General features: G+C 52.0%; 20 protein-coding genes, 1 tRNA gene and 1 pseudogene. 9 read left to right on the top strand and 13 right to left on the bottom strand.

Going from position 1 to position 23668, the window contains the following annotated elements; translation table 11 throughout:
* The first annotated feature begins 37 nt into the window (after positions 1-37).
* Positions 38-1183, top strand: a complete 1146-nt coding sequence (locus tag ACT53C_RS06825) for a YVTN family beta-propeller repeat protein (RefSeq protein WP_476145357.1) — start codon at positions 38-40, stop codon at positions 1181-1183.
* Positions 1184-1543: 360 nt separating this feature from the next.
* Here ACT53C_RS06825 and ACT53C_RS06820 read toward each other — a convergent pair whose 3' ends face one another.
* From ACT53C_RS06820 to ACT53C_RS06810, 3 genes are all read right to left on the bottom strand, one after another.
* The gene (locus ACT53C_RS06820; RefSeq protein WP_194749765.1) at positions 1544-1777 is read right to left on the bottom strand and encodes a sulfurtransferase TusA family protein; all 234 of its coding nucleotides are present in this window, start codon (positions 1775-1777) and stop codon (positions 1544-1546) included.
* 21 nt (positions 1778-1798) lie between these two features.
* Positions 1799-2116, bottom strand: a complete 318-nt coding sequence (locus ACT53C_RS06815; RefSeq protein ID WP_275356412.1) for a rhodanese-like domain-containing protein — start codon at positions 2114-2116, stop codon at positions 1799-1801.
* A 42-nt stretch (positions 2117-2158) separates the two neighbouring features.
* Positions 2159-2234, bottom strand: a tRNA-Phe gene (locus ACT53C_RS06810).
* Between the two features lie 138 nt (positions 2235-2372).
* Between ACT53C_RS06810 and chrA the strand changes: the two genes are divergently transcribed.
* The 7 genes from chrA (at position 2373) to ACT53C_RS06775 (ending at position 12216) form a co-directional block, all read left to right on the top strand.
* Positions 2373-3701: a chromate efflux transporter gene (gene chrA / locus ACT53C_RS06805; RefSeq protein ID WP_476145356.1), complete on the top strand. Its 1329-nt coding sequence runs from the start codon at positions 2373-2375 to the stop codon at positions 3699-3701.
* A 4-nt stretch (positions 3702-3705) separates the two neighbouring features.
* A complete protein-coding gene (locus ACT53C_RS06800; RefSeq protein ID WP_476145355.1) occupies positions 3706-4599 on the top strand; it encodes a PfkB family carbohydrate kinase in 894 nt (297 codons plus the stop codon).
* A gap of 182 nt (positions 4600-4781) precedes the next feature.
* Positions 4782-5051 (top strand): 30S ribosomal protein S15, encoded by a 270-nt coding sequence (gene rpsO / locus ACT53C_RS06795; RefSeq protein WP_194749762.1) that lies wholly within the window; start codon positions 4782-4784, stop codon positions 5049-5051.
* A 333-nt stretch (positions 5052-5384) separates the two neighbouring features.
* A complete protein-coding gene (gene pnp / locus ACT53C_RS06790) occupies positions 5385-7505 on the top strand; it encodes a polyribonucleotide nucleotidyltransferase (protein WP_476145354.1) in 2121 nt (706 codons plus the stop codon).
* Positions 7506-7672: 167 nt separating this feature from the next.
* Positions 7673-9718 (top strand): TonB-dependent receptor, encoded by a 2046-nt coding sequence (locus tag ACT53C_RS06785; RefSeq protein WP_476145353.1) that lies wholly within the window; start codon positions 7673-7675, stop codon positions 9716-9718.
* Positions 9719-9886: 168 nt separating this feature from the next.
* A complete protein-coding gene (nikR, locus tag ACT53C_RS06780) occupies positions 9887-10291 on the top strand; it encodes a nickel-responsive transcriptional regulator NikR (RefSeq protein ID WP_379073339.1) in 405 nt (134 codons plus the stop codon).
* Between the two features lie 170 nt (positions 10292-10461).
* A complete protein-coding gene (locus ACT53C_RS06775) occupies positions 10462-12216 on the top strand; it encodes an AAA family ATPase (RefSeq protein ID WP_476145352.1) in 1755 nt (584 codons plus the stop codon).
* Positions 12217-12230: 14 nt separating this feature from the next.
* On the opposite strand, the pseudogene ACT53C_RS06770 reads toward ACT53C_RS06775, so the two are convergent.
* From ACT53C_RS06770 to ACT53C_RS06730, 9 genes and pseudogenes are all read right to left on the bottom strand, one after another.
* Positions 12231-12482 (bottom strand): annotated as a pseudogene (locus ACT53C_RS06770) (tRNA-binding protein); the annotation flags it as partial.
* 113 nt (positions 12483-12595) lie between these two features.
* Positions 12596-13933, bottom strand: coding sequence for a HipA domain-containing protein (locus tag ACT53C_RS06765; RefSeq protein WP_476145351.1), 1338 nt, complete (start codon positions 13931-13933; stop codon positions 12596-12598).
* Positions 13930-14232 carry a helix-turn-helix domain-containing protein gene (locus tag ACT53C_RS06760; protein ID WP_275356422.1) on the bottom strand — a complete coding sequence of 101 codons (303 nt, stop codon included), beginning with the start codon at positions 14230-14232 and terminating at the stop codon, positions 13930-13932. Before ACT53C_RS06760 ends, ACT53C_RS06765 begins: the two co-directional genes overlap by 4 nt.
* A 220-nt stretch (positions 14233-14452) precedes the next feature.
* Complete coding sequence (locus ACT53C_RS06755) at positions 14453-15007, bottom strand: isochorismatase family protein (protein WP_476145350.1); 555 nt, start codon at positions 15005-15007, stop codon at positions 14453-14455.
* Between the two features lie 4 nt (positions 15008-15011).
* A complete protein-coding gene (locus ACT53C_RS06750) occupies positions 15012-16358 on the bottom strand; it encodes a TolC family outer membrane protein (protein ID WP_476145349.1) in 1347 nt (448 codons plus the stop codon).
* Positions 16359-16382: 24 nt separating this feature from the next.
* A complete protein-coding gene (locus tag ACT53C_RS06745; RefSeq protein ID WP_194749753.1) occupies positions 16383-17039 on the bottom strand; it encodes a protein-L-isoaspartate O-methyltransferase family protein in 657 nt (218 codons plus the stop codon).
* A gap of 148 nt (positions 17040-17187) precedes the next feature.
* Positions 17188-20388, bottom strand: coding sequence for an efflux RND transporter permease subunit (locus tag ACT53C_RS06740; RefSeq protein ID WP_476145348.1), 3201 nt, complete (start codon positions 20386-20388; stop codon positions 17188-17190).
* Positions 20388-21473 carry an efflux RND transporter periplasmic adaptor subunit gene (locus ACT53C_RS06735; protein WP_379073345.1) on the bottom strand — a complete coding sequence of 362 codons (1086 nt, stop codon included), beginning with the start codon at positions 21471-21473 and terminating at the stop codon, positions 20388-20390. The genes ACT53C_RS06740 and ACT53C_RS06735 overlap by 1 nt, the downstream gene beginning before the upstream one ends.
* Positions 21466-22104 (bottom strand): TetR/AcrR family transcriptional regulator, encoded by a 639-nt coding sequence (locus ACT53C_RS06730; RefSeq protein WP_476145347.1) that lies wholly within the window; start codon positions 22102-22104, stop codon positions 21466-21468. Before ACT53C_RS06730 ends, ACT53C_RS06735 begins: the two co-directional genes overlap by 8 nt.
* Before the next feature lie 228 nt (positions 22105-22332).
* Between ACT53C_RS06730 and ACT53C_RS06725 the strand changes: the two genes are divergently transcribed.
* Positions 22333-22737 (top strand): DoxX family protein, encoded by a 405-nt coding sequence (locus ACT53C_RS06725; protein ID WP_476145346.1) that lies wholly within the window; start codon positions 22333-22335, stop codon positions 22735-22737.
* Here the strand turns inward: ACT53C_RS06725 and ACT53C_RS06720 are convergent.
* The gene (locus ACT53C_RS06720) at positions 22721-23626 is read right to left on the bottom strand and encodes a LysR family transcriptional regulator (protein WP_476145345.1); all 906 of its coding nucleotides are present in this window, start codon (positions 23624-23626) and stop codon (positions 22721-22723) included. The two genes, ACT53C_RS06725 and ACT53C_RS06720, sit on opposite strands and share 17 nt — an antisense overlap.
* Positions 23627-23668: the final 42 nt, after the last annotated feature.

The following is a 23668-nucleotide window of genomic DNA, read 5'->3' as shown; positions in this document are numbered from 1 at the left end:
TTAGAGCGATGAGACTTAAATAATAATCAGGAGATAAATGCAAATGTTGAATTCATCATTGGCGCGTCGTGCGCGCACCAGCGTGTGGTTGCTGGCCTTGCTCGCTGGCGTTACCGCTTGTAACAAGCAAGAAGAGTCCGCACCAACCCCGGAAACGCCAGCGGCCACGAGCGCTGTTAGCGAAAGTTCTTCTGGTAAGGCGTTGGCTTATGTGTCCACCCAGGATGCCGGCGTCGACGTGATTGACTTGGCGACCATGCAAGTGACCAGCATGCTGGATGTGAAAGCCAAAGGCCCGCGTGGCCTGGCGCTGACAGACGATGGCAAGCAACTGGTGGTGGCGACACGTGAAAATGGCAGTGTGTCCGTGATTGATACCGCCACAGGCGAAGTCGTCAAGCAGATCGAAGTCGGCAAAAACCCTGAGTTTGTGCGGGTGAGTGGTAATTATGCTTTTGTTTCGTCCGAGCCTAGCTCTAAAGCTGGTCCGCCACCCAAGCCGGGCAGCAAGCCAGAAGAAGACGATGACGACGATGAAGAAAAAGTCCCGGCCAAGATTGCGATTGTTGATCTGACCAAAGGTGAAAAAGTCCGCGAAATTACCGGCGGGCCAGAAACCGAAGGCCTGGAGTTTTCGGCCGATGGCAAGCAGCTGGTGATTACGAACGAAGCTGACAATACCGTCACTGTACACAATATCGAAACTGGCGATCTGGTCAAAACCATTTCCACCCATCAATATGGAGATCGTCCGCGCGGCATCAAAGTCTCTCCGGATGGCAATACCTATCTGGCCACGCTGGAGTTTGGTAACAAGTTTATGGTGATGGACAAAGACTTTAATGTGGTACGCACGGTAGACACGGCTGAAACCCCATACGGCATAGCCTACGACAGCAAGGGTGAGCGGATTTTTGTGGCCACCAATAAAGCAAAACTGTTGCAGGTGTTTGATGCCAAGACCTTTGAAAAAATCAAGGAAGTGCCGACCGGTAACCGGTGCTGGCATTTTAGTTTTACCCCGGACAACAAGCAGGTGCTGTTGGCTTGCGGCAAGTCTGATGCGGTATTCGTGATTGATGCAGATAAGCTTGAAGTTACGAACCAGATTGAAGTGAAAAATATGCCATGGGGCGTGGTGACATTCCCTAAAGCCATGGGGAGTCTGGAAAACGCCAAATAACGTTATTTCCAATCGCGTTTCAATTGATTGAACAAGCCCGCCCTGATCGGCGGGCTTTTTATTTAAATTTTTTTGAGCGCGCCCTAAAGTTTTGCGCAAAGCTGCCGAAATCATCTTTAGATAACAATGATTGCGTCTGGAGTGTGCAGATTGTCGGAAGCCATGCCGGCAAACTGCAAGTCAGGTTGAGTCCCTGAGTCGCCAGTGGGGCAATCGTTGTTTCGGCATGCAGACCACGTTAACCCACGGGTTAACGTCGTTCCTCACAGGGCTTCTTCGGAAGCCCTTTTTTTGCGCTGCAGCGGATGAATGGATGGTGGGTACGGTTAGTGGCTGAGTATCAGTCCGCGGGAGAGGGGTTTACTGGCTGCGCTTGCGTAGCCAGAAGGTAAAGACACCTTCTGCCTCTTGCATCTCGATCAGGGTGTGGCCGGTTTGGCGGCAAAAGGCATCAAAATCTTTCTTTGAGCCAGGATCCGTGGCCGTGATTTTGAGTACCTGGCTTGCTTGCAACTCGTTCAGGGCCTTTTTGCAGCGCAAAATGGGCAGGGGGCAATTCAGGTGGCGGGCATCTACTTCTTTGTCGTATTGCATAAACAATCCTGAGTCTCTGAATTAAGCGGGCTCGATGGGCAAGCCGTGTTGAGCCCAAGCCAGAATGCCGCCCGCCAAATGCGAGACATCGTGGCAGCCTTGCGCTAAGGCAAACTCACCTGCAGAAATGGAGCGTACACCGCTACGGCAGTAAAACACGATTTTTTTGTCTTGCGGCAGTTGATCAAACATCGTCGCCAGATGTCCTAATGGCAAATGCATGGCACCAGGCAAGATACCGGAAACAAGCTCGTGATCATTGCGGATATCAATCAGCAACAATGAGGGATCATTGAGTAATGGCTGTAATTCATCCGGTGTTAAGTGTTTTAATGACATCAACAAACCCAGAAAAAGAAATGTGCCGAAAGGCAAGAGGAGTGGTGGCCAGAGGCAGAATCGAACTGCCGACACGAGGATTTTCAATCCTCTGCTCTACCGACTGAGCTATCTGGCCAACAGCAATTTGGGTGTGTCCCGAATCGCAAGACGCGCATTATAGCAAAGAACGCCAAGAATGCACACAAAAGTTAAAAAAAATCCTGATATGCTTGCGAGGCGGTATTTGAGGCCGCTGTTTTAAAAGGAATGGTTGATGTCTATTGTCGAGACACCGCCTGAAATGCAGGCGCCAGCGAAGCCTTCTGCACAGGCATTTTGGGCCTACTGGTTGCGCCTGGGCTGTATTAGTGTTGGTGGGCCTGCGGCACAAATTGCCTTGATGCACCAGGCGCTGGTGGTAGAAAAGCGCTGGATTTCAGAGGCCAGATTTTTGCATGCCTTGAACTATTGCATGTTATTGCCCGGCCCCGAGGCGCAGCAAATGGCGGTCTATATGGGCTGGCTATTGCATGGTGCCTGGGGTGGCATTGTGGCTGGCAGTTTGTTTGTGTTGCCTGCGTTTGGCTTGCTGGTCTCGCTGGCGTGGGGGTATATGCAGTGGGGCAGTCAGCCCGCCGTCGCGGCTTTGTTGTATGGGGTTAAGCCGCTGGTAGTCGCGCTGGTCTGCTGTGCCGCCTGGCGCCTGGCTAAAAAAGTGCTGATCGCCCGCTGGTTGTGGGGCGTGTTTTTGCTGGCCTTGGTCATGCAAACGATCCATCTGCCATTCCCGGTGATTATTCTGCTGGCCGCGGTGTTGGGCGTTGCTGTGCAACAATATTGGCCGCAGTGGGTCGAAACGTCAGTTGGCCATGCAGCGGCAAGGGCCATGCAGACGGCGCCAAGTGTGATTGATGACAACACGGCGCTGGCCGGGCTGGCTGATTTGCGTCGGTGGACAGCGACAGTGCTGATCTGGGGCGCGCTATGTGGTTTAGGTGTCGCTGCGGCCTTAGTGCTTTATTATGGGCCGTCGCATCTATTTACCCGCCTGGCAGCTTTTTTTAGCCAGGCTGCGTTTCTCACTTTTGGTGGCGCCTATGCTGTTTTGCCCTATGTGTTTGATGCCAGTGTGCAGCATTACCACTGGTTGACGACAGGGCAGATGCTGGATGGCCTGGCCTTGGGCGAAAGTACGCCGGGCCCGCTGATTATGGTGGTCACCTATATTGGCTTCGTTGCGGCCTGGCAGGCCGGGCTGGCCTTGCCTGATTGGCAGGCGGGGTTGATCGGGGCGACGATTGTGACCTGGTTTACGTTTGTGCCCAGTTTTGTCATGGTGTTTTTGGGCGCGCCCTGGATAGAGCGTACCCGCCAGCAATGGCGCTGGACTGCGCCGCTGCATGCCATCAGTGCGGCGGTGATCGCGGGCATGGTGGCGCTGACCCTCACGTTGAGCCGGCACGTGGTCTGGCCCGATGCGCCAGATGTCGCCGCTGCCAGCATGGTGGTGCTGTCGCTGTGGTTGTTGGTCGGCAAGCGGATTTCAATTCTTTGGTTGTTGCCAGCGTGTATGGCAATTGGTTGGTTATTAAAGGCAGGATAAACAGATGTCAGATTCGATCATGATTTTGGGTGAGGTGCTGGGGGATGTGTTTCCCGAGCAAACGGTCATCGGCGGCGCACCTTATAATGTTGCCCGCCACTGTCACGCATTTGGCTTGCCCGTGCACTTTCTCACTGCCATCGGCCAGGATGCCCTGGGCGAACGTATTGTGGCCGAAATGCAAGCGACTGGCCTGCCTACCGAAGGGGTGCAGCACTCTGAGCGTTTGCCGACCGGGCAAGTCAAGGTGCATCTGGGCCCCGATGGTCATCGCTTCGAGATTCTGGATCAGCAGGCCTATGATGACCTGCAATGGCCGCCGGTCGAGGCGCTCACCTTGAAACATCCCCCCAGGCTGGTGTATTTCGGGTCACTGGCTTTGCGCCATGCGCCCATGCAGGCGCTTGCCACGCAGTGGTTGGCGCTGTGCCAGCCCGCCACGGTGCTGTGCGACATCAACCTGCGTGCGCCCTGGTATGACGCGGAGAGCGTACGCATGGCCTTGCAGGCCGCCGATATTCTCAAAATCAATCATGAAGAGTTGCCAGAAGTCTGTAAATTGCTTGGACTGCCGGGTGCGGCAGATGTGAATGAGCTGGCCCGGCGCTTGTTGATGGTGTGTGGCTTGACTGAAATGTTTGTTACCTGTGGTGAAGAGGGCAGTTTCTGGCTGGACCGGTTTGGTCAGGGCTTTCGCGTGCCGCCGGTGCGATTGAGCACGGCATTTGTCGATAGTGTAGGCGCTGGCGATGCTTATACCTCGGTGGTGATTCGCGGCTTGCTGGCGGGCTGGTCACGCCCCACCATCCTGACCCGCGCGGCCAGTTTCGCCGCCTCCATTTGCGGCATTCGCGGGGCGGTACCAGCGACTGCCGATTTTTATGATGACTTTTTATAGAGCCTTCAAAGAGCTGCGATATTTAAATTAATTCATAAAAACAGAAACTTAATGTAATAAAACCTATGCAAGGCTGGCGCTTGCCGCTATAATGCGCGTTTCGTGTAAATTGAATGTCGGTGCGGTAGGCAAATGGGTTGTCTGGCTGCGACGATATTGACGCTAACTCAAGGAAAATAAAGATGGCGATTACCGCAGAACAATCCGCAAAAATCATTAAAGATTTTCAACGCAGTGCTAACGATACAGCGAGCCCAGAAGTACAAGTGGCTTTGTTGACATACCGTATCAGCTACCTGACCGAGCACTTCAAATCCAACAAAAAAGACAACCACTCCCGTCGTGGTCTGTTGGCTTTGGTCAGTCAGCGTCGTCGTTTGCTCGACTACCTCAAAGGTAAAGACGTTAGCCGCTATCAAACGCTGATCGAGCGCTTGAACCTGCGTAAATAATTTGGCTAAAAGTGACGTTTAATCCAGTTCACTTTTAACGAAATAAAAGCCGATGGCATGGTGACTGCCTCGGCTTTTTTGCTTTAAAAATCCTGAGATTGCTGATATTCGGGATTTTCATATCACCAACTGGGGTGGCTTCTGTGAGTGCGTTTTGTGCAGGGTTTGTACAAAAAGCGTGCTGATGGAAGTCACCGCAAATCGGGAAACCGGGCGTCAGTTGTCGCGCACAATGCTATGCACATGCGTGGAGTGCCGGCACTGTCAGTCTGGTTTTCATTGTTGAGATTGGCTATTAGGTAGTGAATAGCCATGGTAGATAAAGGAAAAACAATGTTTGAAATTACGAGAAAAAGCCTCCAGCTTGGTGCGCATACCCTGACCATTGAAACCGGGGAAGTCGCACGCCAGGCAGATGGCGCCGTCATGGTGAGCTATGGCGATACAGTAGTCCTGGTGGCTGCAACTGCAAAAACCGAAGTCAAAGAAGGTCAGGATTTCTTTCCATTGACTGTGGATTATCAGGAAAAAACCTATGCGGCTGGCCGCATTCCAGGCGGCTACTTCAAGCGTGAAGGCCGTCCAAGCGAAAAAGAAACCCTGACGGCACGTTTGATCGACCGTCCTATGCGTCCACTGTTCCCGGATGCGTTTTATAACGAAGTGCAGATTGTGGCGACCGTGTTGTCCCTGGATCCGGAAATTGATGCTGACATTCCGGCCATGATTGGTGCGTCTGCTGCGGTTGCGCTGGCAGGTATCCCGTTCTACGGCCCAATGGGGGCGGTCAAAGTGGGTTATATCAATGGCGAATACGTCTTGAACCCAACGGCGACACAACTGAAAGAGTCCGCGCTGGACTTGGTCGTGGCTGCGACTGAAACCGCTGTGATGATGGTGGAATCCGAAGCCAAAGAATTGCCAGAAGACGTGATGCTGGGTGCGGTTGTGTTCGGTCACGAGCAAATGCAACCTGTGATCAAAATGATCAACGAACTGGCTGCCGAAGCTGGTAAAGATGCCTGGGACTGGACTCCACCAGAGCCAGACACTGCGCTGATTGCAAAAATTGAAGCGATTGCGGCTGAAGACATCAACGCTGCCTTCAAAATCAAATCCAAAGGTGAGCGCTCTGCCAAGCTGGACGAAATCAAGTCCCGCGTCATGAGCACCTTGATCAATGAAGAAACTTCTACTTTAGAAGCCAACAAGATTAAAGACGAGTTCTTTAAGCTGGAAGCGAAAACCGTACGTAGCCAGATTTTGAACGGCGAACCACGGATTGATGGCCGTGACACACGTACCGTGCGCCCGATCACCATCCGTTCCGGCGTATTGCCACGCACCCACGGTTCTGCGCTGTTTACCCGTGGTGAAACACAGGCATTGGTCGTGACCACCTTGGGTACAGGCAAAGATGAGCAAATCATTGACGCACTGGCTGGCGAATACTACGAAAACTTCATGCTGCACTACAACATGCCTCCGTTCGCCACTGGCGAAACGGGTCGTGTCGGTTCACCAAAACGCCGCGAAATCGGCCACGGTAACCTGGCTAAGCGCGCATTGAAAGCCGTATTGCCTAAGAAAGAAGACTTCGACTACACCCTGCGTGTCGTGTCCGAGATCACTGAGTCTAACGGTTCCAGCTCCATGGCGTCTGTCTGTGGTGGCTGCCTCTCCATGCTGGACGCCGGCGTGCCATTGACTGCCCACGTGGCTGGTGTGGCCATGGGTCTGATCAAGGAAGGCAACCGCGTTGCGGTGCTGACCGACATTCTGGGTGACGAAGATCACCTGGGTGACATGGACTTTAAAGTGGCTGGTACCGACAAAGGCGTGACTGCCCTGCAAATGGACATCAAGATCACTGGCATTACGGCACAAATCATGCAAGTGGCTCTGGCACAAGCCAAAGAAGGCCGCGCGCACATTCTGGGCCTGATGAAACAAGCCGTGTCTGGCGTGAACACCGAAATGTCACAGTTTGCCCCACGTATCATCACCATGAAGATCAATCCGGACAAAATCCGTGACGTGATCGGTAAAGGTGGCGCTGTGATTCAGGCACTGACCAAAGAAACCAACACCAGCATTGACATCGAAGATGACGGTACCGTGAAGATCGCTTGTACCAATGCGGACGAAGGCGCTGAAGCACAGCGCCGTATCGCGCAGATCACCGCTGAAGTCGAAGTCGGCCAGATCTACGAAGGCCCAGTGGTCAAGATTCTGGACTTCGGTGCAGTGGTGACCTTGATGCCAGGTAAAGATGGTCTGGTACACATTTCACAAATTGCCCACGAGCGTGTAAAAGCCGTGAGTGATTACCTCAAAGAGGGTGACATTGTGAAAGTGAAAGTGGTTGAGTTGGATGACAAAGGCAAAGTGCGTTTGAGCATGAAAGCCCTGATTGATCCACCAGCAAAAGAAGAAGCGCCAGCGGCTGAATAAGTCGTTAAACAATCAAAGGCCCGCGCAAGCGGGCTTTTTTATGGGCGTGAGTTTTTCCTGATCTACATTTCTTAGTCAAGTGACGTATCAAGTCACACCCTGATGTGTTGCATAATACCATCGTATGAATAATTTAAAAAAAATCATACAAAAGAGATATGAGACACATGAATATAAACCCCAAAATATCGTTGCTGCTGGCTAGCCTGTTTTCCAGCCTGCCTGTGTTGGCAAATGAGTCGCTGGACCTGGATGAAGTGCAAGTGCGTGCGCATTATGATAATGCGATTGGGTCATCAGATGCGGCCAGTGAAGGCAAGGTTAACGCCAGCCTGATTAAAAACCGACCCATTGCACGTACTGGTGAAATTCTTGAGTTTGTGCCGGGCATGATCGTCACCCAGCACAGCGGGAGTGGCAAAGCCAATCAGTATTTTTTACGCGGCTTTAACCTTGATCACGGCACTGACTTTGCCACTTATGTGGATGAGATGCCAGTGAATATGCGCACGCATGCCCATGGGCAAGGCTACACCGATTTGAATTTCCTGATTCCCGAGCTAGTCAGTCATATCCACTATAAAAAAGGCACTTATTCAGCAGAGGAGGGCGATTTTTCCTCCGCTGGTGCCGCCAGGTTGCATCTGCTTAACGAATTGCCACAAGGCATCGCTAGCCTGACCGTGGGCAGTTACGATTACCAGCGCATGCTGCTGGCAAACTCAGTAGCCGTGGCAGACGGCCATTTACTCTATGCCCTGGATGTGAACCATTATGATGGGCCGTGGCAGGTGGCCGAAGGCGTGAGGAAATATAACGGCCTGTTGCGCTACAGCGAAGGCGATGCACACGATAGCACCACCTTTACTGCCATGGCGTACCACAACCGCTGGAACAGTACCGACCAGATTCCGCTGCGTGCCGTCCGTTCCGGGCAAATTGGCCGCTTTGATGCCATAGACCCTACCGATGGCGGCGATTCATCACGCTATAGCCTGTCATTTAACAAACAGCATCGTGATCAGCATGGCGGCTGGCAAATGAGCGCCTATGCTCTGCGGTCATCGTTAGACTTGTACAGCAACTTTACTTATTTTCTCAATGACCCGGTGAACGGTGACCAGTTTAACCAAAGTGAAAAACGCACCATGCTGGGCGTGAATCTTAGTAAATCGTGGCTGGGTGAATTGGCCGGTTTACCTATGGAAAACAAGCTGGGCGTGCAAACTCGTTATGACAAACTGTCTCCCGTTGCGCTGTACAACACGGCACAAAAGCAGCGTTTGTCACTGATCCGCTCAGACAAAGTTGAAGAAAGCAGCGCAGGTTTGTTTGCAGAAAATACCGTTTGGTGGCACGACAAACTGCGTACTGTGGCTGGCATTCGCTATGATCGCTACCAGTTTGATGTGAACAGCAGCATCAATGGCAACTCAGGTAGTAAAGGGGATGGCATTACTTCACCCAAGCTTTCAGTCATTTTCGGCCCATGGGCCAATACTGAGTTTTTTTACAATATTGGCAAAGGTTTTCATAGTAACGACGCCCGCGGCACCACGCAAACCGTATTGCCCAACGGCAATCCAGCTTCCCCGGTAACGCCTTTGGTTGGCACACGCGGCAGTGAGGTCGGTGTGCGCTCAGAATGGATACCCGGCTTGCAAAGTTCGCTGGCCGTCTGGCAACTGGACATTGATTCCGAGCTCCTGTTTGTGGGTGATGCCGGTGAAACCGAACCCAGCCGCGCCAGCCGCCGCTATGGCGTGGAATGGAACAACCATTACTTAGTGAACGACTGGTTGTTACTGGACATGGATCTCGCGCTCTCAAGAGCTAGATTCACAGATAGAGATCCTGCCGGCCAATACATCCCCGGTGCCATCAATAAAGTCGCCTCAATTGGCGCCACCGTGACGCAATGGGGCAACTGGTTTAGCAGCGTGCAACTACGTTATTTTGGGCCAAGGCCACTTGTTGAAGATAACTCAGTACGCTCCAACTCGACCTTCCTCACCTATGCGCGTGTCGGCTACCGCTATAATCCAAAAACGACCCTTACACTGGATATTTTTAACCTGTTTAACCGCAAAGCCAGTGATATCGACTACTACTACGAATCACAACTCAAAGGCGAGGCGGCACCGGTCAACGATATTCATTTTCACCCGGTGGAACCCAGGTCAGCAAGGTTAACCGTTACCTATAACTTTTAGTCAAACTGCCTCCAAATAAACCTCGCATAGTTGGCCAGCCCCCAAAAGCCGGGCGAGGTTTATTTTTACCTACCCCAGCTGCAACGCTCACAAAAGGTTTTTCGGTATATTAAAATGGCTAATGCCCAGTGCGATGGGCGACTTTCAATTTATACCCAGAGATACTTTATGCGACGCATTACAATTTCAGTTGAAGACGACCTGGCCGACGCCTTTGACCAACTGGTCGCCGTGCGGGCCTACGTCAATCGCTCAGAAGCTTTTCGTGACCTCGTGCGAAAAGCACTCGATGAAGCGGTAATTGAAGATGCCGATCACGCGGAAGCTGAATGCGTCGCCTCGCTCAGTTATGTGTATGACCATCACGAACGCCAGCTCGCCAGCCGGGTTAATCAACTACAACACGACCACCATGACGTGATTATCACTGCCCAACATGTGCATTTGGATCACGACAACTGCATGGAGACGGTGATTCTAAAAGGCAAGATTGCGGAGGTAGAGGCGTGCGTAAATGCGATCTCGTCACAGACGGGTGTGACGCATGCGAAGGTGCATATTATCCCGAGATAAGATGACAACAGTTAATTCATGGATCACTGACCGCTGATCGAATACATAACATCAAAGTCATGTAGTCCTTGGTTTGATCTGAGTTACAATCGTTTCCACCAAGGTGATCATATTTTGCCAGTGCTAATTCATAACATTACTGTTCGTCCGACCGATTTGGGTATTTAAAGATGCTGACTAAATTATCAATAGAAAATTTTAAGCGGTTAAATCAAGCTGAAATTGAGCTTGGGCGTAATGTAATATTTGTGGGGCCAAATAACTCTGGTAAAACAAGTGCACTACAGGCTTTAATGCTTTGGTATGCAGGGCTTGTTGCATGGACAGTTAAAAAGGGGAAGAATTCAAGGGCAAAAGAACGGACAGGGGCAACTTTAAACCGGCGTGACTTAATTGCATTGCCAGTACCATCTGCAAATTTATTGTGGCGGAATCTGGGTACTAGAGAGTCAATTACTATCAATGGTAAGCAGAATACGAAGAATATTCATCTCAAAATCATAGTAGAAGGAATAATCGAAGGTAGTCAATGGAAGATTGGAATTGAATTCGATTATGCAAATCCTGAGTCAATCTACTGTAGACCGACAGACGAGGTAGATGATAAACATTTAGAACTACTAGAGAGTGTCCTAAAAAACATTCATTTGGTATATTTGCCACCAATGTCAGGTCTTGCATCTGTAGAGCCGAAGGTTGAAGCTGGTCGGGTAAATGTATTAATTGGTGAGGGGCAAACGGCCCAAGTTCTCAGAAATCTCTGTTACAGCATCATTTCAAATACTGATCAAGGACAGCGTGGTTGGAAAAACGTTGTCGATTCAATGAGAAAACTCTTTGGTATTCAGTTGAATGAACCAATTTTCGATCCATCTCGAGGTGAGATTTCAATGTCTTACATGACCTCGAGTGATAAAACTGCAGTCGAATTGGATATTTCCTCTTCTGGTAGAGGAATGCAGCAGACCTTGTTGTTGTTGGCATACTTAAATGCCAATCCAAACTCTACGATATTGCTTGATGAACCTGATGCTCATTTAGAGGTTTTGAGGCAAAGACAAATCTATGATCTATTGTGTTGTGCTGGAGCATCGCTGAATAGTCAAATAATACTTGCAACACACTCAGAGGTGGTTTTAAACGAAGCTGCAGACAAAGATACCGTAATTGCGTTTGTTGGAAGACCTCATCGAGTAAACGATCAAGTAGCGCAAGTTAAAAAATCATTACTCTCTATCGGCTATGATAGTTACATACTAGCTGAGCAGACGGGGTGGGTTTTATACCTAGAAGGATCAACTGACAGAGAGATACTCTTAACTATAGCAAGAAGACTGGGACATCCTGCTGCAGAGATATTGGAGAGTGCTTTTGTTCACTACGTTTCGAATAATACTCCACCTACTGCACGAGATCACTTTTATGGATTAAGAGAGGCAAAGCAAAATTTGGTAGCGCTTGCTATATTTGATCGGCTTGAAAGACCGATGTCATTACAAGAGAACGTTGATGGTTTAACAGAGGTGATGTGGAAGAAAAAGGAAATTGAAAATTACATTATTACCAAATCATCATTATTAAATTTTGCTGGGCTGGCAGGTGATTTGTTTTCAGAAGTGCAGAGACAGATTATGGAGGAATGCATATCTAAACTTGAGGCCGCACTTTCAACGACTCGTAAACCATCCCCTTGGAATGGTGACCTTAAAGTATCAGAAGAATTTTTGGAGCCACTTCTTGAAGCTTACTGTGAGCAGTCAGCAATTCCCATTGAAGTAATGAGAAAAAAGGACTTTTATAGATTTGCAGAAACTATTCCGTTAGAAGAGCTAGATTCAGAATTTATTGGTATGCTTGATTTAATTGTTTCAGTCTCCGCAAAATGCTCAGGCACACATAACGTAACTCTTCCCTCTGCATCATGAAAACCCGTCACCAGGCATTCTGACATCAATGGCCCAATTTGCTTGGGAGGAAAATTCACCACGGCGACTACGAGTTTGCCAACTAGGCTTTCCGGCGTGTAGTACGCTGTAATCTGGGCGCTGGATTTACGCATGCCAATCTCGGGGCCAAAATCGATTTGCAATTTGTAGGCTGGCTTGCGCGCTTCTGCAAATACCTCCGCCGAAATCACGCGGCCAACGCGTAACTCAACCTTCGTGAAGTCATTCCATTCGATTTGATTCATATGCCCAGCTTTCTAAAATAACCGGGCATTATCGCAGAAGACTTTAATCAGGAGCGAGCGAAGCAATGCCATCACTGCCTTGGATGGCATATTCTTTCGACGGCATTTTTCGGTTAGTTTCTGTCATCCATCCCGCTGAGTTGTTTCACCATCGGATGCATGATGTATTTTTCCATAATCCCTATCATGCGGCCATCACCCTCTACTTTCCAGCGTGCGTCCTCAGGTAGTTTAGCGTTTTCGTTGGTAATTTCACTTTTCAGATGACTGAATGCCAGTGGCACTTTCTTGAGCAGATTATTTAATCTGCGGGTGGCAGTGTCTCCACTTAACCCCAGTTTTTTACCGGTTTCGATAATATCTTCACGTGTAATCTCTGAAAAAAACTTTTGCGCTTGGCCCAGTCTGATGGGGAAATCTGTTTTAGGCCAGCTAGCATGTTCTTTATCTACGGCTTGCGTCTCGTAAGCGGCTGTACTCAAAAGGTCATAACATGGTGAAATTTGAATGCCATCGTGGGAAACCATGAAAGAGATGTTTTTGAGGTGGTTATCTCCGTTACCCATCAGAATGTTAAAGACGATCCAATCGAAAAACCATAGCCTTCCGACAGCCGGTACTGAAAGGCGCTGAGCTAACTTTGCAAGTGATTCAGTACTGGCTGCATCATATTTAAATACGCGGTCTATGTTGAGGAGTTGGCATCCATCAATCACATGGAGCCTGTCGACTCTGCCATCTTGATGTATAGCCCTGTCAAAACGCTCAATGAGATACACCGGCTCTGGGCAAAACAGTCGATATACTTTAGGCACATCCAATCCTGCCAGGTTTGCAACGCGCATGGTGAAGTACTCATTGATAACGGTCGACGGGTAGCGGTTTTTTTCTGGATGCTCAGGTTTTAAGATGTGTGTAGAGGCTGCCTGGCCATCTGGCTCATAAATTTCCCCATCTTGATAGATGACTGCTAGCTTATGTTGAGCACCCGCTAGGGACATTTTCTTCGGTGAATCTGCGTTCAAGGGAATTCTGGGCATCGCTTTAATGCGATCAGATAGCTCTTTTAGGGAGAGCTTTCTCTTTCCTCCCTGTTTTGGAAGTACGCCCTCAGGAAGGAGCGTTAACGATCCCGCAGATTCTCGACCATAAGCTTCTAATAATCCAAACGCATCTTCTATGGCTACTTTGGCTTCCTTAGCCAGGATCGTTCGTAACGTTTCCTCAGGAAGCAAATTATCAAAATACCATTGCACAGGTCTTGTCGTGCTACCGTCAATGTGAATGCTGGGTTTGCCTTCAGCATCTACTCTGGGTAGATTTGGAGAAAGATCGTATCCCTTGTTATCCGTGGCCCAGGTATCTGTGTATTCAAACCTCCAGATATTGTCTTCAGCGACCAATGTGCCGACATGGGCATCGTTGATATAAGCGAGCAATATTCGCTTCATTGAGTACCTTTTTGGGTCTTGCGTTGGCTGGGACGTACCAAGCCGTTCTGGTCACGAATCTTGCCCAGATAGGCTTCTGCAGAAGCTGGAACCTCGGCAGACAGTTTTATTCCCAGCTCTCCTAAAAGCCGCATGACTCTGCCGATTTGGGCGGTTTCTTTTCCGTATTCGACATCGCCCACGAAAACATGCCCCACGCCAGCAATACCAGCCAAATCATCCATACGAAGATTATTTGATTTGCGTGTAGCGCGAATGACTTCGCCCAAATCTGCTGGCGAGTTAATCGGAACCTTCATGCGAATTCCCCAAAAATATATGATCGCATATATTCTATTCCAGATCTTTTTCAAAATAAAGGAATATATCGGAACGCATATATTTTATGATTTTAGAGAGTCAGAGATGAAAATATATCTCACCGAATATATTTTCATCTCTGACTAAGCCTGAAAAATGGTAACGAAGTATTTATTTCCCACATCCAAATACGCTAAAGGCGTTGGTGCAGCCAGCTAGCTAGCGAATCAGTGCCGACACGGCCTTGAACTGCGCATGCGTCGCGCCTTGCATGGGCTCAAACAGCATGGATTCTGTATTGGTGATGATGCAACCGGCATTACGCATTCTCTCGATGCCATTGTTGCGGTTGGCCTCATTTCGTGAGATGACGGCGTCTTCCACGATAAACACTTGTTTGCCTGCGGCCAGTGCATCTAGGGCGGTTTGTTGCACGCAAATATGGGTCTCCAGGCCGAACAGCACGACTTGCGGGGCGACGCTTACAGAGGATTCCTGAAAGCTGGACTCGTGCCAGGCGGAGAAGGCGAGTTTTGCGGTGCGCGGGGTGTAGTCGGGCAAGAGGGTTTGCAGCGCGGGCAGGGTTGCGCCGAGTTTTTCCGGGTATTGTTCAGTCACCCAGAGCGGGATATTCAGGAGTTGGGCGCCTTGAATCAGGCGCTGGATGTTTTTGATGACGGCGGCCATGGGCTCAGGTTGCATCGCGTCACAGAGCCGGGTTTGTATATCAATCAGCATCCAAACGGCATCTGTGGTGGCAATGGCTGGCTTCATGGGCTTATCTCTTGGCTAGTTGTTGGTCGATATCTTGCAGGTCGGCTTCGGAGACGATGCCGCTGGCGGTTTTAAGGCGAATGATATTCACCAGGTAGTTATAGCGGGCCTGCAATAAATCACGGTTGGCGCTGTAATATTGCTGCTGGGCGTTGAGTACATCTACGCTGGTGCGTATGCCGACTTCGTAACCGAGCTTGGTGGAGTCGAGCTGGCTTTGGCTGCTTTTGAGCGCTTGCTCAAGCGCTTTTACCTGCGCGATGCTGGTGTTCAGGTTGAGGTAGGCGCGTTGGGTTTCCAGGGTGGTCTGGCGCATGACGTTTTGCAAGTCATCGAGGGCTTTTTGCCGATTGTAGGCGGCCTGGCGCATGCGTGAATTCACGGCCCCACCTTGATAGAGCGGCACAGAGACTTCCACGCCTATACTGGCACTTTTCAGGTCGGCACCAAACCCGTACTGGCCGCCATTGGCGTAGCTGTCCTGATAGTTGGCGACGGCATCTACGGTGGGGTAATGCCCGGCGCGCGCGATTTCGATATCTTTTTCATTCACCTGTACCGTTTCTTGCTGAATCTGGATATTCAGGTTGCTGGCATGGGCGACCTCTTGCCATTCTTGCATGGGCTTGAGGCTGGGGCTGATCTGGATATCTTCGCGCACACTGGCCAGGCGTTCTGGCAATTTGCCGGTAATCGCCTGCAGGCTGCGTTTGGCAATATCAATGTCATTGAGTGCGGCCAGCTCTTGCGCCACGATCAGGTCATAGCGCGCTTGCGCTTCATTGACGTCGGTAATGGTGGTGGTGCCCACCTCAAAATTGGCCTTGGCTTGTTGCAACTGGCGCTGAATGGCTTCTTTTTGCGCGGTGATCAGCATGTTGCGGTCTTGCGCCAGCAGCACCTCAAAATAGGCCTGCGTGGTGCGTAACATCAGGTTTTGTTGTGCCAGGTGATATTGCTTGTCAGCGATGCTCACCTGCACCTTGCTTTGGTCTATGCGCTCCAGGGCTTCTTTGCGGAAAAGCGGTTGCCTGGCTTGTAGCTGTGCCTGATAAGCTTCGTAGTTGTTGCGCCCGCCGGGGAAGGGCGCCTGGCTACCGACGATTTTTAAATCGGTGCGGTTAGCATTCGCGCCCGCCGTGAAATTCACTGAAGGACGGTAGCCAGCTTTGGCTTGTTCTATGACTTCTTGCGCAGCCTGATTGGCACTGCCCGCCGAGGCCAGCACCGGATCACTGGCGAGGGCTTCCAGATACACGTCTACCAGGCTTTGCGCGGCAGCACTGGCGTGTGCCGACCACCACAGGCTGGCAATCAGCATCGCTACTTTCAAATAGGCAGGGCTAGACATAAGGCATTAAACAGACATGAGGTGTTAAAAAGTAAAGGCCAGGGCCTGGGGTGCGTTTTGCATTTCAGTCAGGCTGGTTTCAAACAGGACGTCTTGTTTGAAGCTGTGCTCGGCCAGACGTTGTACCAGCGTCGCCTGCATGACCGGGGCTTTGCCCAGCACGATGAGCATGCGGCCACCAATGCTCAACTGGTAGCGCACGCCTTCGGGCTCCACCGGGCTGGAGGCGGTAAACACGATGGCGTCATAAGGCGCTTTAGCTTCATAGCCATTGTGACCATCGGCCTCAATCAGCTGTACATTCTGGATGCCTTGTTTGGCCAGATTTTTTGCGGTCAGCGCACACAGCTCGGGGAAGATCTCCAGCGCAGTGACTTGTGCGCAGTGTTGCGCCATCAGTGCGGCCAGATGGCCGCTGCCAGCGCCGACCAGTAGCACTTTGTCTTTGGCTTGCAGTTGCAGCGCTTGCAAAAAACGCCCTTCGATTTTTGGGCTCAGCATGTGCTGACCCATGTCCAGCGGGATTTCAATATCGGCAAACGCCAGGCCACGGTAGGCGTCTGGCACAAATGCTTCACGCGGCGTGTTGCTCAGCGTGGCCAATACTTGCGGGTCCAGCACCTCCCAGGTGCGGATTTGTTGCTCAATCATGTTAAAACGTGCGGTTGCCTGGTCTGTCATTTTTGAATCCCACTATCCGGTTAAAGAGAAAAAACATTATAGGGCACTTCTATTCATTGAACTTTCGTTGCGATACTGCGTTGCGCATAAAAAAATGCGCCTTACCTATTTAATCTATGCGGCGTCGAAATTTTTTAATCGCGCCCTATCATTGATTGCGCCATGATTGCATGGTTCTGTCGGTCAAACGGGCCCAGAACGCGTATAGTGCCGGCACAAACAAAATGGTCAGCAAGGTGGCGGCGGCCAGCCCGCCCATAATCGCGACTGCCATCGGCCCGAAGAACACGCTGCGCGTCAGCGGAATCATGGCCAGAATGGCCGCAGCGGCCGTCAGTACAATCGGCCGGAAGCGGCGCACGGTTGATTGCACCACCGCTTGCTCGAGCGAGGCGCCCTCGGCAATGTCCTGATTGATCTGGTCGACCAGAATGACAGAGTTACGCATGATCATGCCGGAGAGCGCAATGCTGCCCAGCATGGCGACAAAGCCAAACGGCATATTAAAAATCAGCAGGGCAAAGCTAATGCCTATCATGCCCAAGGGTGCGGTCAATACCACCAGAAAGACGTTAGCCAAGCTGCGCAGTTGCAGCATCAGCAACGTGAATACGGCGGCCAAAAACAGCGGGACGCCTTTGACCACCGAGCTGGCGCCTTTGGCGGACTCTTCAATCGCGCCACCGGTTTCTACGGTGACGCCTGCCGGCAAGTGCTGCAAAATCGGGGCAATGGCTTGTTGCACCTGGCCGGAGACCACCGGTGCCTGCATTTTGCCGCGCAAATGTGCACGCACCGTGAGCGAAGGCACGCGGTTGCGACGCCAGATCACGCCTTCTTCAAAGCCATATTCAATGGTGGCCACCTGCGCCAGTGGCACGCGCTCGCCATTCTGGCTTAATACTGTTAATTGGCCGATTTGCGACAGTTGCGCATGCTCATCGACCGGACTACGCATGACCAGGTCTATGCGCTCATTTGCCTCCCTGAACTCGCTGACTACCTGTTCGTAATACTGCGTGTTGAGCAACTGCGCGATGTCTGGTGTATTGATGCCGAGCAGGCGCGCCTTGTGCTGGTCCACCTCAATGTGGATCACTTTGCTCGGTTCTTCCCAGCCCAGTTGCACATTGATCAAGTGCGGGTTGGCACGCATCGCGTCTGCAATCTGGTGCGCCACTTCACGGATCGCCTTCAGGTCTTTACCGTCGACGCGGAACTGCACCGGAAAGCCGACGGGTGGCCCATTTTCCAGCCGCAATACCGAGGCGCGGAGTTGTGGAAAATCGTGTTGAAACAAGTTCAGCAGATCTGTGCGCAAGGCTTCACGCTGTTGCAGGTCTTTAGTCAAAATCACCAGTTGGGCAAAGGCGCGGTGTGGCAATTGCACGTCTAGCGGCAAGTAGTAGCGGGGGGCACCTGAGCCCAGGTAGGACACGACATTCTCCACCTTGCCATGTTTTGCTTGCCAATCGTTGAGCCAGCGCTCGAGTTTGGTCACGGCCGCTTCGGTGGACTGGTCGCTGGCATTCTCGGCCAGACGCAAATCGACTACGATTTCGAGGCGGGTCGAGTCGGGGAAAAACTGTTGCTGCACTTTGCCGAAACTTAGCATGGCAACCACAAACAAGGCAATGGTTGCCAGAATCACCAGGCCCTTATGCTGGACACACCAGCTGACCGTACCTTGCAGGCGCTGGTAAAACGGCGTCGCATACAGTGTCTCTTCGTTGTGAGCGCTCGCTTCTTGATCATCGCTTTTAAAGCCTAGTTTATGCTTGAGCTGGCGCCAGAGTGAAGGTTGGGCATGTGCGGCGGCATCTGGCAGCAAGTGATAGCCTAAAAAGGGCACGACAATCACCGCGGCAATCCAGGACAGACTCAGTGCAATGGCCGAGACCTGGAAGATGGAGCGGGTATATTCGCCGGTTGAGGAGACCGCGGTGGCAATCGGCAGAAAGCCTGCCACTGTAACCAGCGTGCCGGTCAGCATGGGCATGGCGGTAGAGGTGAAGGCAAACGAAGCGGCTTGCATACGCTCCCAGCCTTGTTCCATTTTGGCCGCCATCATTTCGACCGCAATAATCGCATCATCGACCAGCAAGCCTAGCGCTAAAATCAGAGCGCCCAGCGAAATTTTGTGCAGGCCAATCTGAAACCAGTCCATGAGCAGAAATGTCCCGGCCAGCACAATCGGGATGGCGACGGCGACCACAATGCCGGTCCGCCAGCCCAGGGAGAGCAGGCTCACCGCCAGCACAATCAGCAAGGCTTCAATGAGGGAGCGGACAAAATCATGCACCGAGTGTTGCACGATCTCGGGCTGCGAGGTGACCAGATGCAATTGCACGCCGACCGGTAATTGTGTTTGCACGCTGCGTATGGTGCTTTGCATGGCCTTGCCCAAGGCAATGACGTCCCCGCCGGCCTGCATGCTGACCCCGATCAGCAAGGTGGGCGTGCCATTGAAGTGAATGCGCTCTGCCGGCGGATTGGCATAGCCGCGTTTAATGGTGGCAATCTCGCCCAGCCTCAGGTTCTGATTCCCTGCCCGAATCGGAAACTGGCGTAAATTCTCTAGTGTTTGCAAGCGACCACTGACATCCAGGCGGATTCTTTCCGGGCCTGCATCAAAGGTCCCGGCACCAACGACACTGTTTTGCTGTTGCAGGATTTGCACCAGTTGTGCCGGCGTGATGCCCAGGGAAGTGAGTTTTTGATTGGAAATTTCGATGATGATTTTTTGTGGTTGCTCACCAAACAAATCAACTTTTTCCACATCGGGCAGTTTGAGCAGACGCGCTCTTACCCATTCGGCTTGTCTTTTCAGTTGTTGCGGGTTGAGGCCGTCGGCGGTGATGGCATACATGCTGCCATAGACGTCGCTGAACTCATCGTTAAAGGTCAGGCTTTGCAGGTCGCGTGGAAAGGTGTGGCGGATGTCGCCAATTTTTTTGCGTACCTGATACCAGAGCTCGGGGATTTTTTCGGAGAAGGTATTATCGCGAATGACAATAAACACCACCGACTCACCTGGGCGTGAATAGCTGCTGGTGTAATCGATGGAGGGGATTTCTTGCAGTTTTTCTTCAATTTTATCTGTGATCTGCTGCTCAACCTCTTGCGCAGAGGCGCCCGGCCAGCTGGCGCGCACCAGCATGACTTTAAAGGTAAAGGGCGGGTCTTCAGATTGCCCGAGGTGGGTATAGGCAAAGCTGCCGGCGAGCAAGGTCAGCAAAATGAAATACAGCACCAGGGCCTGGTTTTTGAGGGCCCAGGTCGAGAGGTTAAAACGCTGCGACAGCGAAGGGCTGTCGGCTTTATGCGCTGGGGTAGTGTGTTCGCTCATTAGCGCAATACCTCCGGGCCAGGAGTGACGGCCTGCACGCGCATGCCCTCTGTCAGGGTATGCACGCCGATGGTGGCAATGGTCTCGTTGGCTTGCAAGCCAGAGGTGATTTCTACGCCCGCTTCAGTGACGTTGCCGGTGGTCACCGCACGTCGATGCGCCTGCTGTTGCGCGTCTATCACCCAGACGCTGGGGTGGTCGGCAAATTGGGTGACCGCCGTGCTCGGGACCAAGATAGTTTGCCTGGCTGCACCTGATAAAAAGCGCACGTCTGCGGTCATGCCCAGTTTGACTTTGGCATCAGCATCCAGCAACTGGATGCGCAGATCGAAGGCGTGGGTCTGGCTATTGGCTGCCGGCGCAATTTCGCGAATACGGCCCTGATAGGCGTGGGGCAGGCCCTGCAGCGTTACGCTGGCCTGATCACCGGGGTGCAGGGTATCAATCACGGTTTCGGGGACGGCAATCTGGATTTCCAGCGTTTGCAAGTCGTAAATCCGGGCAATGGTTTGTCCGGCTGCCACCACCTGTCCCGGCTCGGCCTGTATCATGCCGATGGCACCGCTACGGTCTGCCAGCAGTTGGGTGTAGCCTGTTTGATGCTGGCTGACTGCGGCTTGCGATTTGGCCTGCTCTAGCCTGGCTGCACTGGTTTTCACTTGTGTCTCGTAGCTGTCCAGGGCCGATTTTGAAATAAATTGCTGGCGGTAAAGTTGCTGGCGTCTGGCCAGCTCAGTTTGCGCCAGCGCCAGGTTGGCCTGTGCGGTTTGCACTTCGGCGCTGGCCGATTGGGCATTCAAACGGGTATCGCTCGGATCCAGTTGCGCAATGAGTTGCCCTTTTTTAACCAGCTCACCGACATTGACAGCACGCGTAATGATTTTGCCACTAATTCTAAAGCCAATATTCGACTCATAGCGCGACTTCACTTCGCCGGTGTAACGGGCGGTGGTTGCGACTGCGCTGTCTGCGATGGTCATCACCCACACCGGGCGCGGCGCAGCTGGCGCCTCTGTCTCAGGTTGGCAGCCGCTCAATACGGTCATGAGGGCCAGGCTGTATAAATAAAGGCGAGCGTTATTCATGGGTAGGGGCTTTCAAAAAACCATTCGTCCACATCTGTACCATGGCCTGCATGCGCGATTCTAGAGGCCGCCAGTTGACCCAGGCGTCATGGCACATATTGATTTGTAAGGCGCAGAGACCATGCATGGCGGACCATACCGTCTGCGCAATCAGCACCGGGTCAGTCAGTGTCGGTCGGAAGATGCCCGCCTGCCAGGCGCTGGTCACCACTTCAATCAGCTGCGCGTAAGCATCCTGCTCCGGGTTGTGACGCTCGATGCTGGACAGTTCTGGGGCCAAAGGCGGATGAGGCGTCATGAACATCATGCGGTAATGATTGGGATACTTCAGTGCAAACTCGATGTAGTGTTGGCCAAATTGCAGAAATCGCTGCAAGGGGTCGCTGATTTCAAAGGTGCTTTTGAGTGCCTGCGCCAGTTTGAGGAAGTCGGCATCGACCACCGCCCGGATCAGGGCTTCTTTGTCACTGAAATACAGATAGAGGCTGGTGGCGGTATAGCCCACCCGTTGGGCGACCGCGCGCATGGTGACCGCTTCTATCCCCTGGTGAATAAACAGTTCGCGCGCAGCATCCATGATCAGCATCCTGATCGCTTGCTTCTCGACTTCTGTCTTAACCTTGGGGGGCATGGCTGACCACTGAAATTAAATGTAACGATGTTAAGTTAACACTGTAATTATTTAATGTCAATGGGTGCTGGTAATTCTGGGCTGAATGGTGCAGAGTAACAAATGTGATACACCGGTATTCGGTTTTGAGCTGATTAGCGGGTTAAGATTGCCGCAATGCACTGGCCGGTGGAATCATGGCGGCGGGCGACGCTTGCGCAATCCAAATAATGACAAGGAGCGATCAAGATGAATGTACGGCAACGTTGGATCAGTTTGTTGGGGCGTGTGTTGTTATCGTTGGTGTTTATTGTGAGTGGCGTGGGCAAGGTGCTGGATCCTGCTGGCACGCTGGCCTATATCGAAAGTGCGCATTTACCGATGCCGCAGCTGGCTTATGCAGTGGCGCTGGGGGTTGAGCTTGGCTTGGGTCTTGCCTTGCTGCTGGGGTTTCGTGCACAGCTGGCTGCGGCTGGCATTGCGCTGTTTACCTTTGTCACTGCGCTGGTGTTTCACAGCAATATGGCCGACCCGCTGCAAGTCATTATGTTTCTTAAAAACATGACCATCGTCGGTGGTTTGCTGATTGTGATTGCCTTTGGTCCAGGCGGCTACAGTGTGGATGGCGGCAAGCGCATTATGTTGCCGCAGTGATCGCTGTCCCCGCAGGCGGTGCTTGCAGCCATTGACGCAAATGCTCAATCAAGGCCAGCGTGTTGGCTGAGACCTGTTTGTGATAAGGGTACATGGCGTAAATACCCCCCTGCGGCCGCCGGTAGTCGGCCAGCACTTCCACCAGGCGGCCTGCTTGCAGGTCGGCTGCCACATAAAATGCGGGCAGACCGGTGATCCCGAGCCCGGCCAGGGCAGCATCACGCAAGACTTCGCCGTGGTTGGACTTGAGCCTGGGCTGGATGGGAATGCGGTGGATCTGGTCATGATCGACAAACTGCCACTCGCTGGCGCGATGGGTGAGGCAAATATGCTTGGCCAGCGCCTGCGGGGTCGACGGAATGCCATGCTGTGCAATATACGCCGGGCTGCAGCAATAGCTCATCGCGGCGTCTTCCAGCTTGCGTGCCACCATGCCTTCCTCTGGCTGGTCAGTCACGCGTATCACCATATCATAGCCTTCGCTGACCATATCCACATGCCGGTTATCGGCATCCAGCCAGATTTCCAGTTGCGGGTGTTGCTGCATGAATGCGGTTAAAGCAGGCGCCAGGCGCAAGCTGGCGTAAGACAGTGGCACTGAAATTTTCAGCAGGCCGCGCAGATCGCCTGAGCGGTTACTGACCTCCAGCTCCGCTTCATGCAGTGCTTGCAGAATTGTTTGCGCCCGCTGAAAAAACACTTTGCCGGTTTCGGTGGCAGACAGTTTTCGGGTGGTGCGTTGCAGCAGTCGCATGCCCAATCTCGCTTCCAGCGCAATAATGCGCCGGCTCACCAGCTGTTTGGAAATCCCCAGCGATTGCGCCGCGGTGGTGAAATTGCCATGCTTCACCACTTCGACAAAGAAATGCAAATCTTCAAAAGAGGTCATCTATTGTCAACTTTAATGAGACAGTTTTACGCATTATAGGGT

The sequence above is a fragment of the Methylophilus sp. DMC14 genome, from assembly GCF_056314085.1.
This window is presented reverse-complemented; position numbering and strand designations above follow the sequence as displayed.

Bases quoted from the DNA above. Each gene is read 5' to 3' on its own strand.
- ACT53C_RS06825 (WP_476145357.1), top strand. From the start codon at position 38: ATGCAAATGTTGAATTCATCATTGGCGCGTCGTGCGCGCACCAGCGTG.
- ACT53C_RS06820 (WP_194749765.1), bottom strand. From the start codon at position 1,777: ATGCAATACGACAAAGAAGTAGATGCCCGCCACCTGAATTGCCCCCTG.
- ACT53C_RS06815 (WP_275356412.1), bottom strand. From the start codon at position 2,116: ATGTCATTAAAACACTTAACACCGGATGAATTACAGCCATTACTCAAT.
- chrA (WP_476145356.1), top strand. From the start codon at position 2,373: ATGTCTATTGTCGAGACACCGCCTGAAATGCAGGCGCCAGCGAAGCCT.
- ACT53C_RS06800 (WP_476145355.1), top strand. From the start codon at position 3,706: ATGTCAGATTCGATCATGATTTTGGGTGAGGTGCTGGGGGATGTGTTT.
- rpsO (WP_194749762.1), top strand. From the start codon at position 4,782: ATGGCGATTACCGCAGAACAATCCGCAAAAATCATTAAAGATTTTCAA.
- pnp (WP_476145354.1), top strand. From the start codon at position 5,385: ATGTTTGAAATTACGAGAAAAAGCCTCCAGCTTGGTGCGCATACCCTG.
- ACT53C_RS06785 (WP_476145353.1), top strand. From the start codon at position 7,673: ATGAATATAAACCCCAAAATATCGTTGCTGCTGGCTAGCCTGTTTTCC.
- nikR (WP_379073339.1), top strand. From the start codon at position 9,887: ATGCGACGCATTACAATTTCAGTTGAAGACGACCTGGCCGACGCCTTT.
- ACT53C_RS06775 (WP_476145352.1), top strand. From the start codon at position 10,462: ATGCTGACTAAATTATCAATAGAAAATTTTAAGCGGTTAAATCAAGCT.
- ACT53C_RS06765 (WP_476145351.1), bottom strand. From the start codon at position 13,933: ATGAAGCGAATATTGCTCGCTTATATCAACGATGCCCATGTCGGCACA.
- ACT53C_RS06760 (WP_275356422.1), bottom strand. From the start codon at position 14,232: ATGAAGGTTCCGATTAACTCGCCAGCAGATTTGGGCGAAGTCATTCGC.
- ACT53C_RS06755 (WP_476145350.1), bottom strand. From the start codon at position 15,007: ATGAAGCCAGCCATTGCCACCACAGATGCCGTTTGGATGCTGATTGAT.
- ACT53C_RS06750 (WP_476145349.1), bottom strand. From the start codon at position 16,358: ATGTCTAGCCCTGCCTATTTGAAAGTAGCGATGCTGATTGCCAGCCTG.
- ACT53C_RS06745 (WP_194749753.1), bottom strand. From the start codon at position 17,039: ATGACAGACCAGGCAACCGCACGTTTTAACATGATTGAGCAACAAATC.
- ACT53C_RS06740 (WP_476145348.1), bottom strand. From the start codon at position 20,388: ATGAGCGAACACACTACCCCAGCGCATAAAGCCGACAGCCCTTCGCTG.
- ACT53C_RS06735 (WP_379073345.1), bottom strand. From the start codon at position 21,473: ATGAATAACGCTCGCCTTTATTTATACAGCCTGGCCCTCATGACCGTA.
- ACT53C_RS06730 (WP_476145347.1), bottom strand. From the start codon at position 22,104: ATGCCCCCCAAGGTTAAGACAGAAGTCGAGAAGCAAGCGATCAGGATG.
- ACT53C_RS06725 (WP_476145346.1), top strand. From the start codon at position 22,333: ATGAATGTACGGCAACGTTGGATCAGTTTGTTGGGGCGTGTGTTGTTA.
- ACT53C_RS06720 (WP_476145345.1), bottom strand. From the start codon at position 23,626: ATGACCTCTTTTGAAGATTTGCATTTCTTTGTCGAAGTGGTGAAGCAT.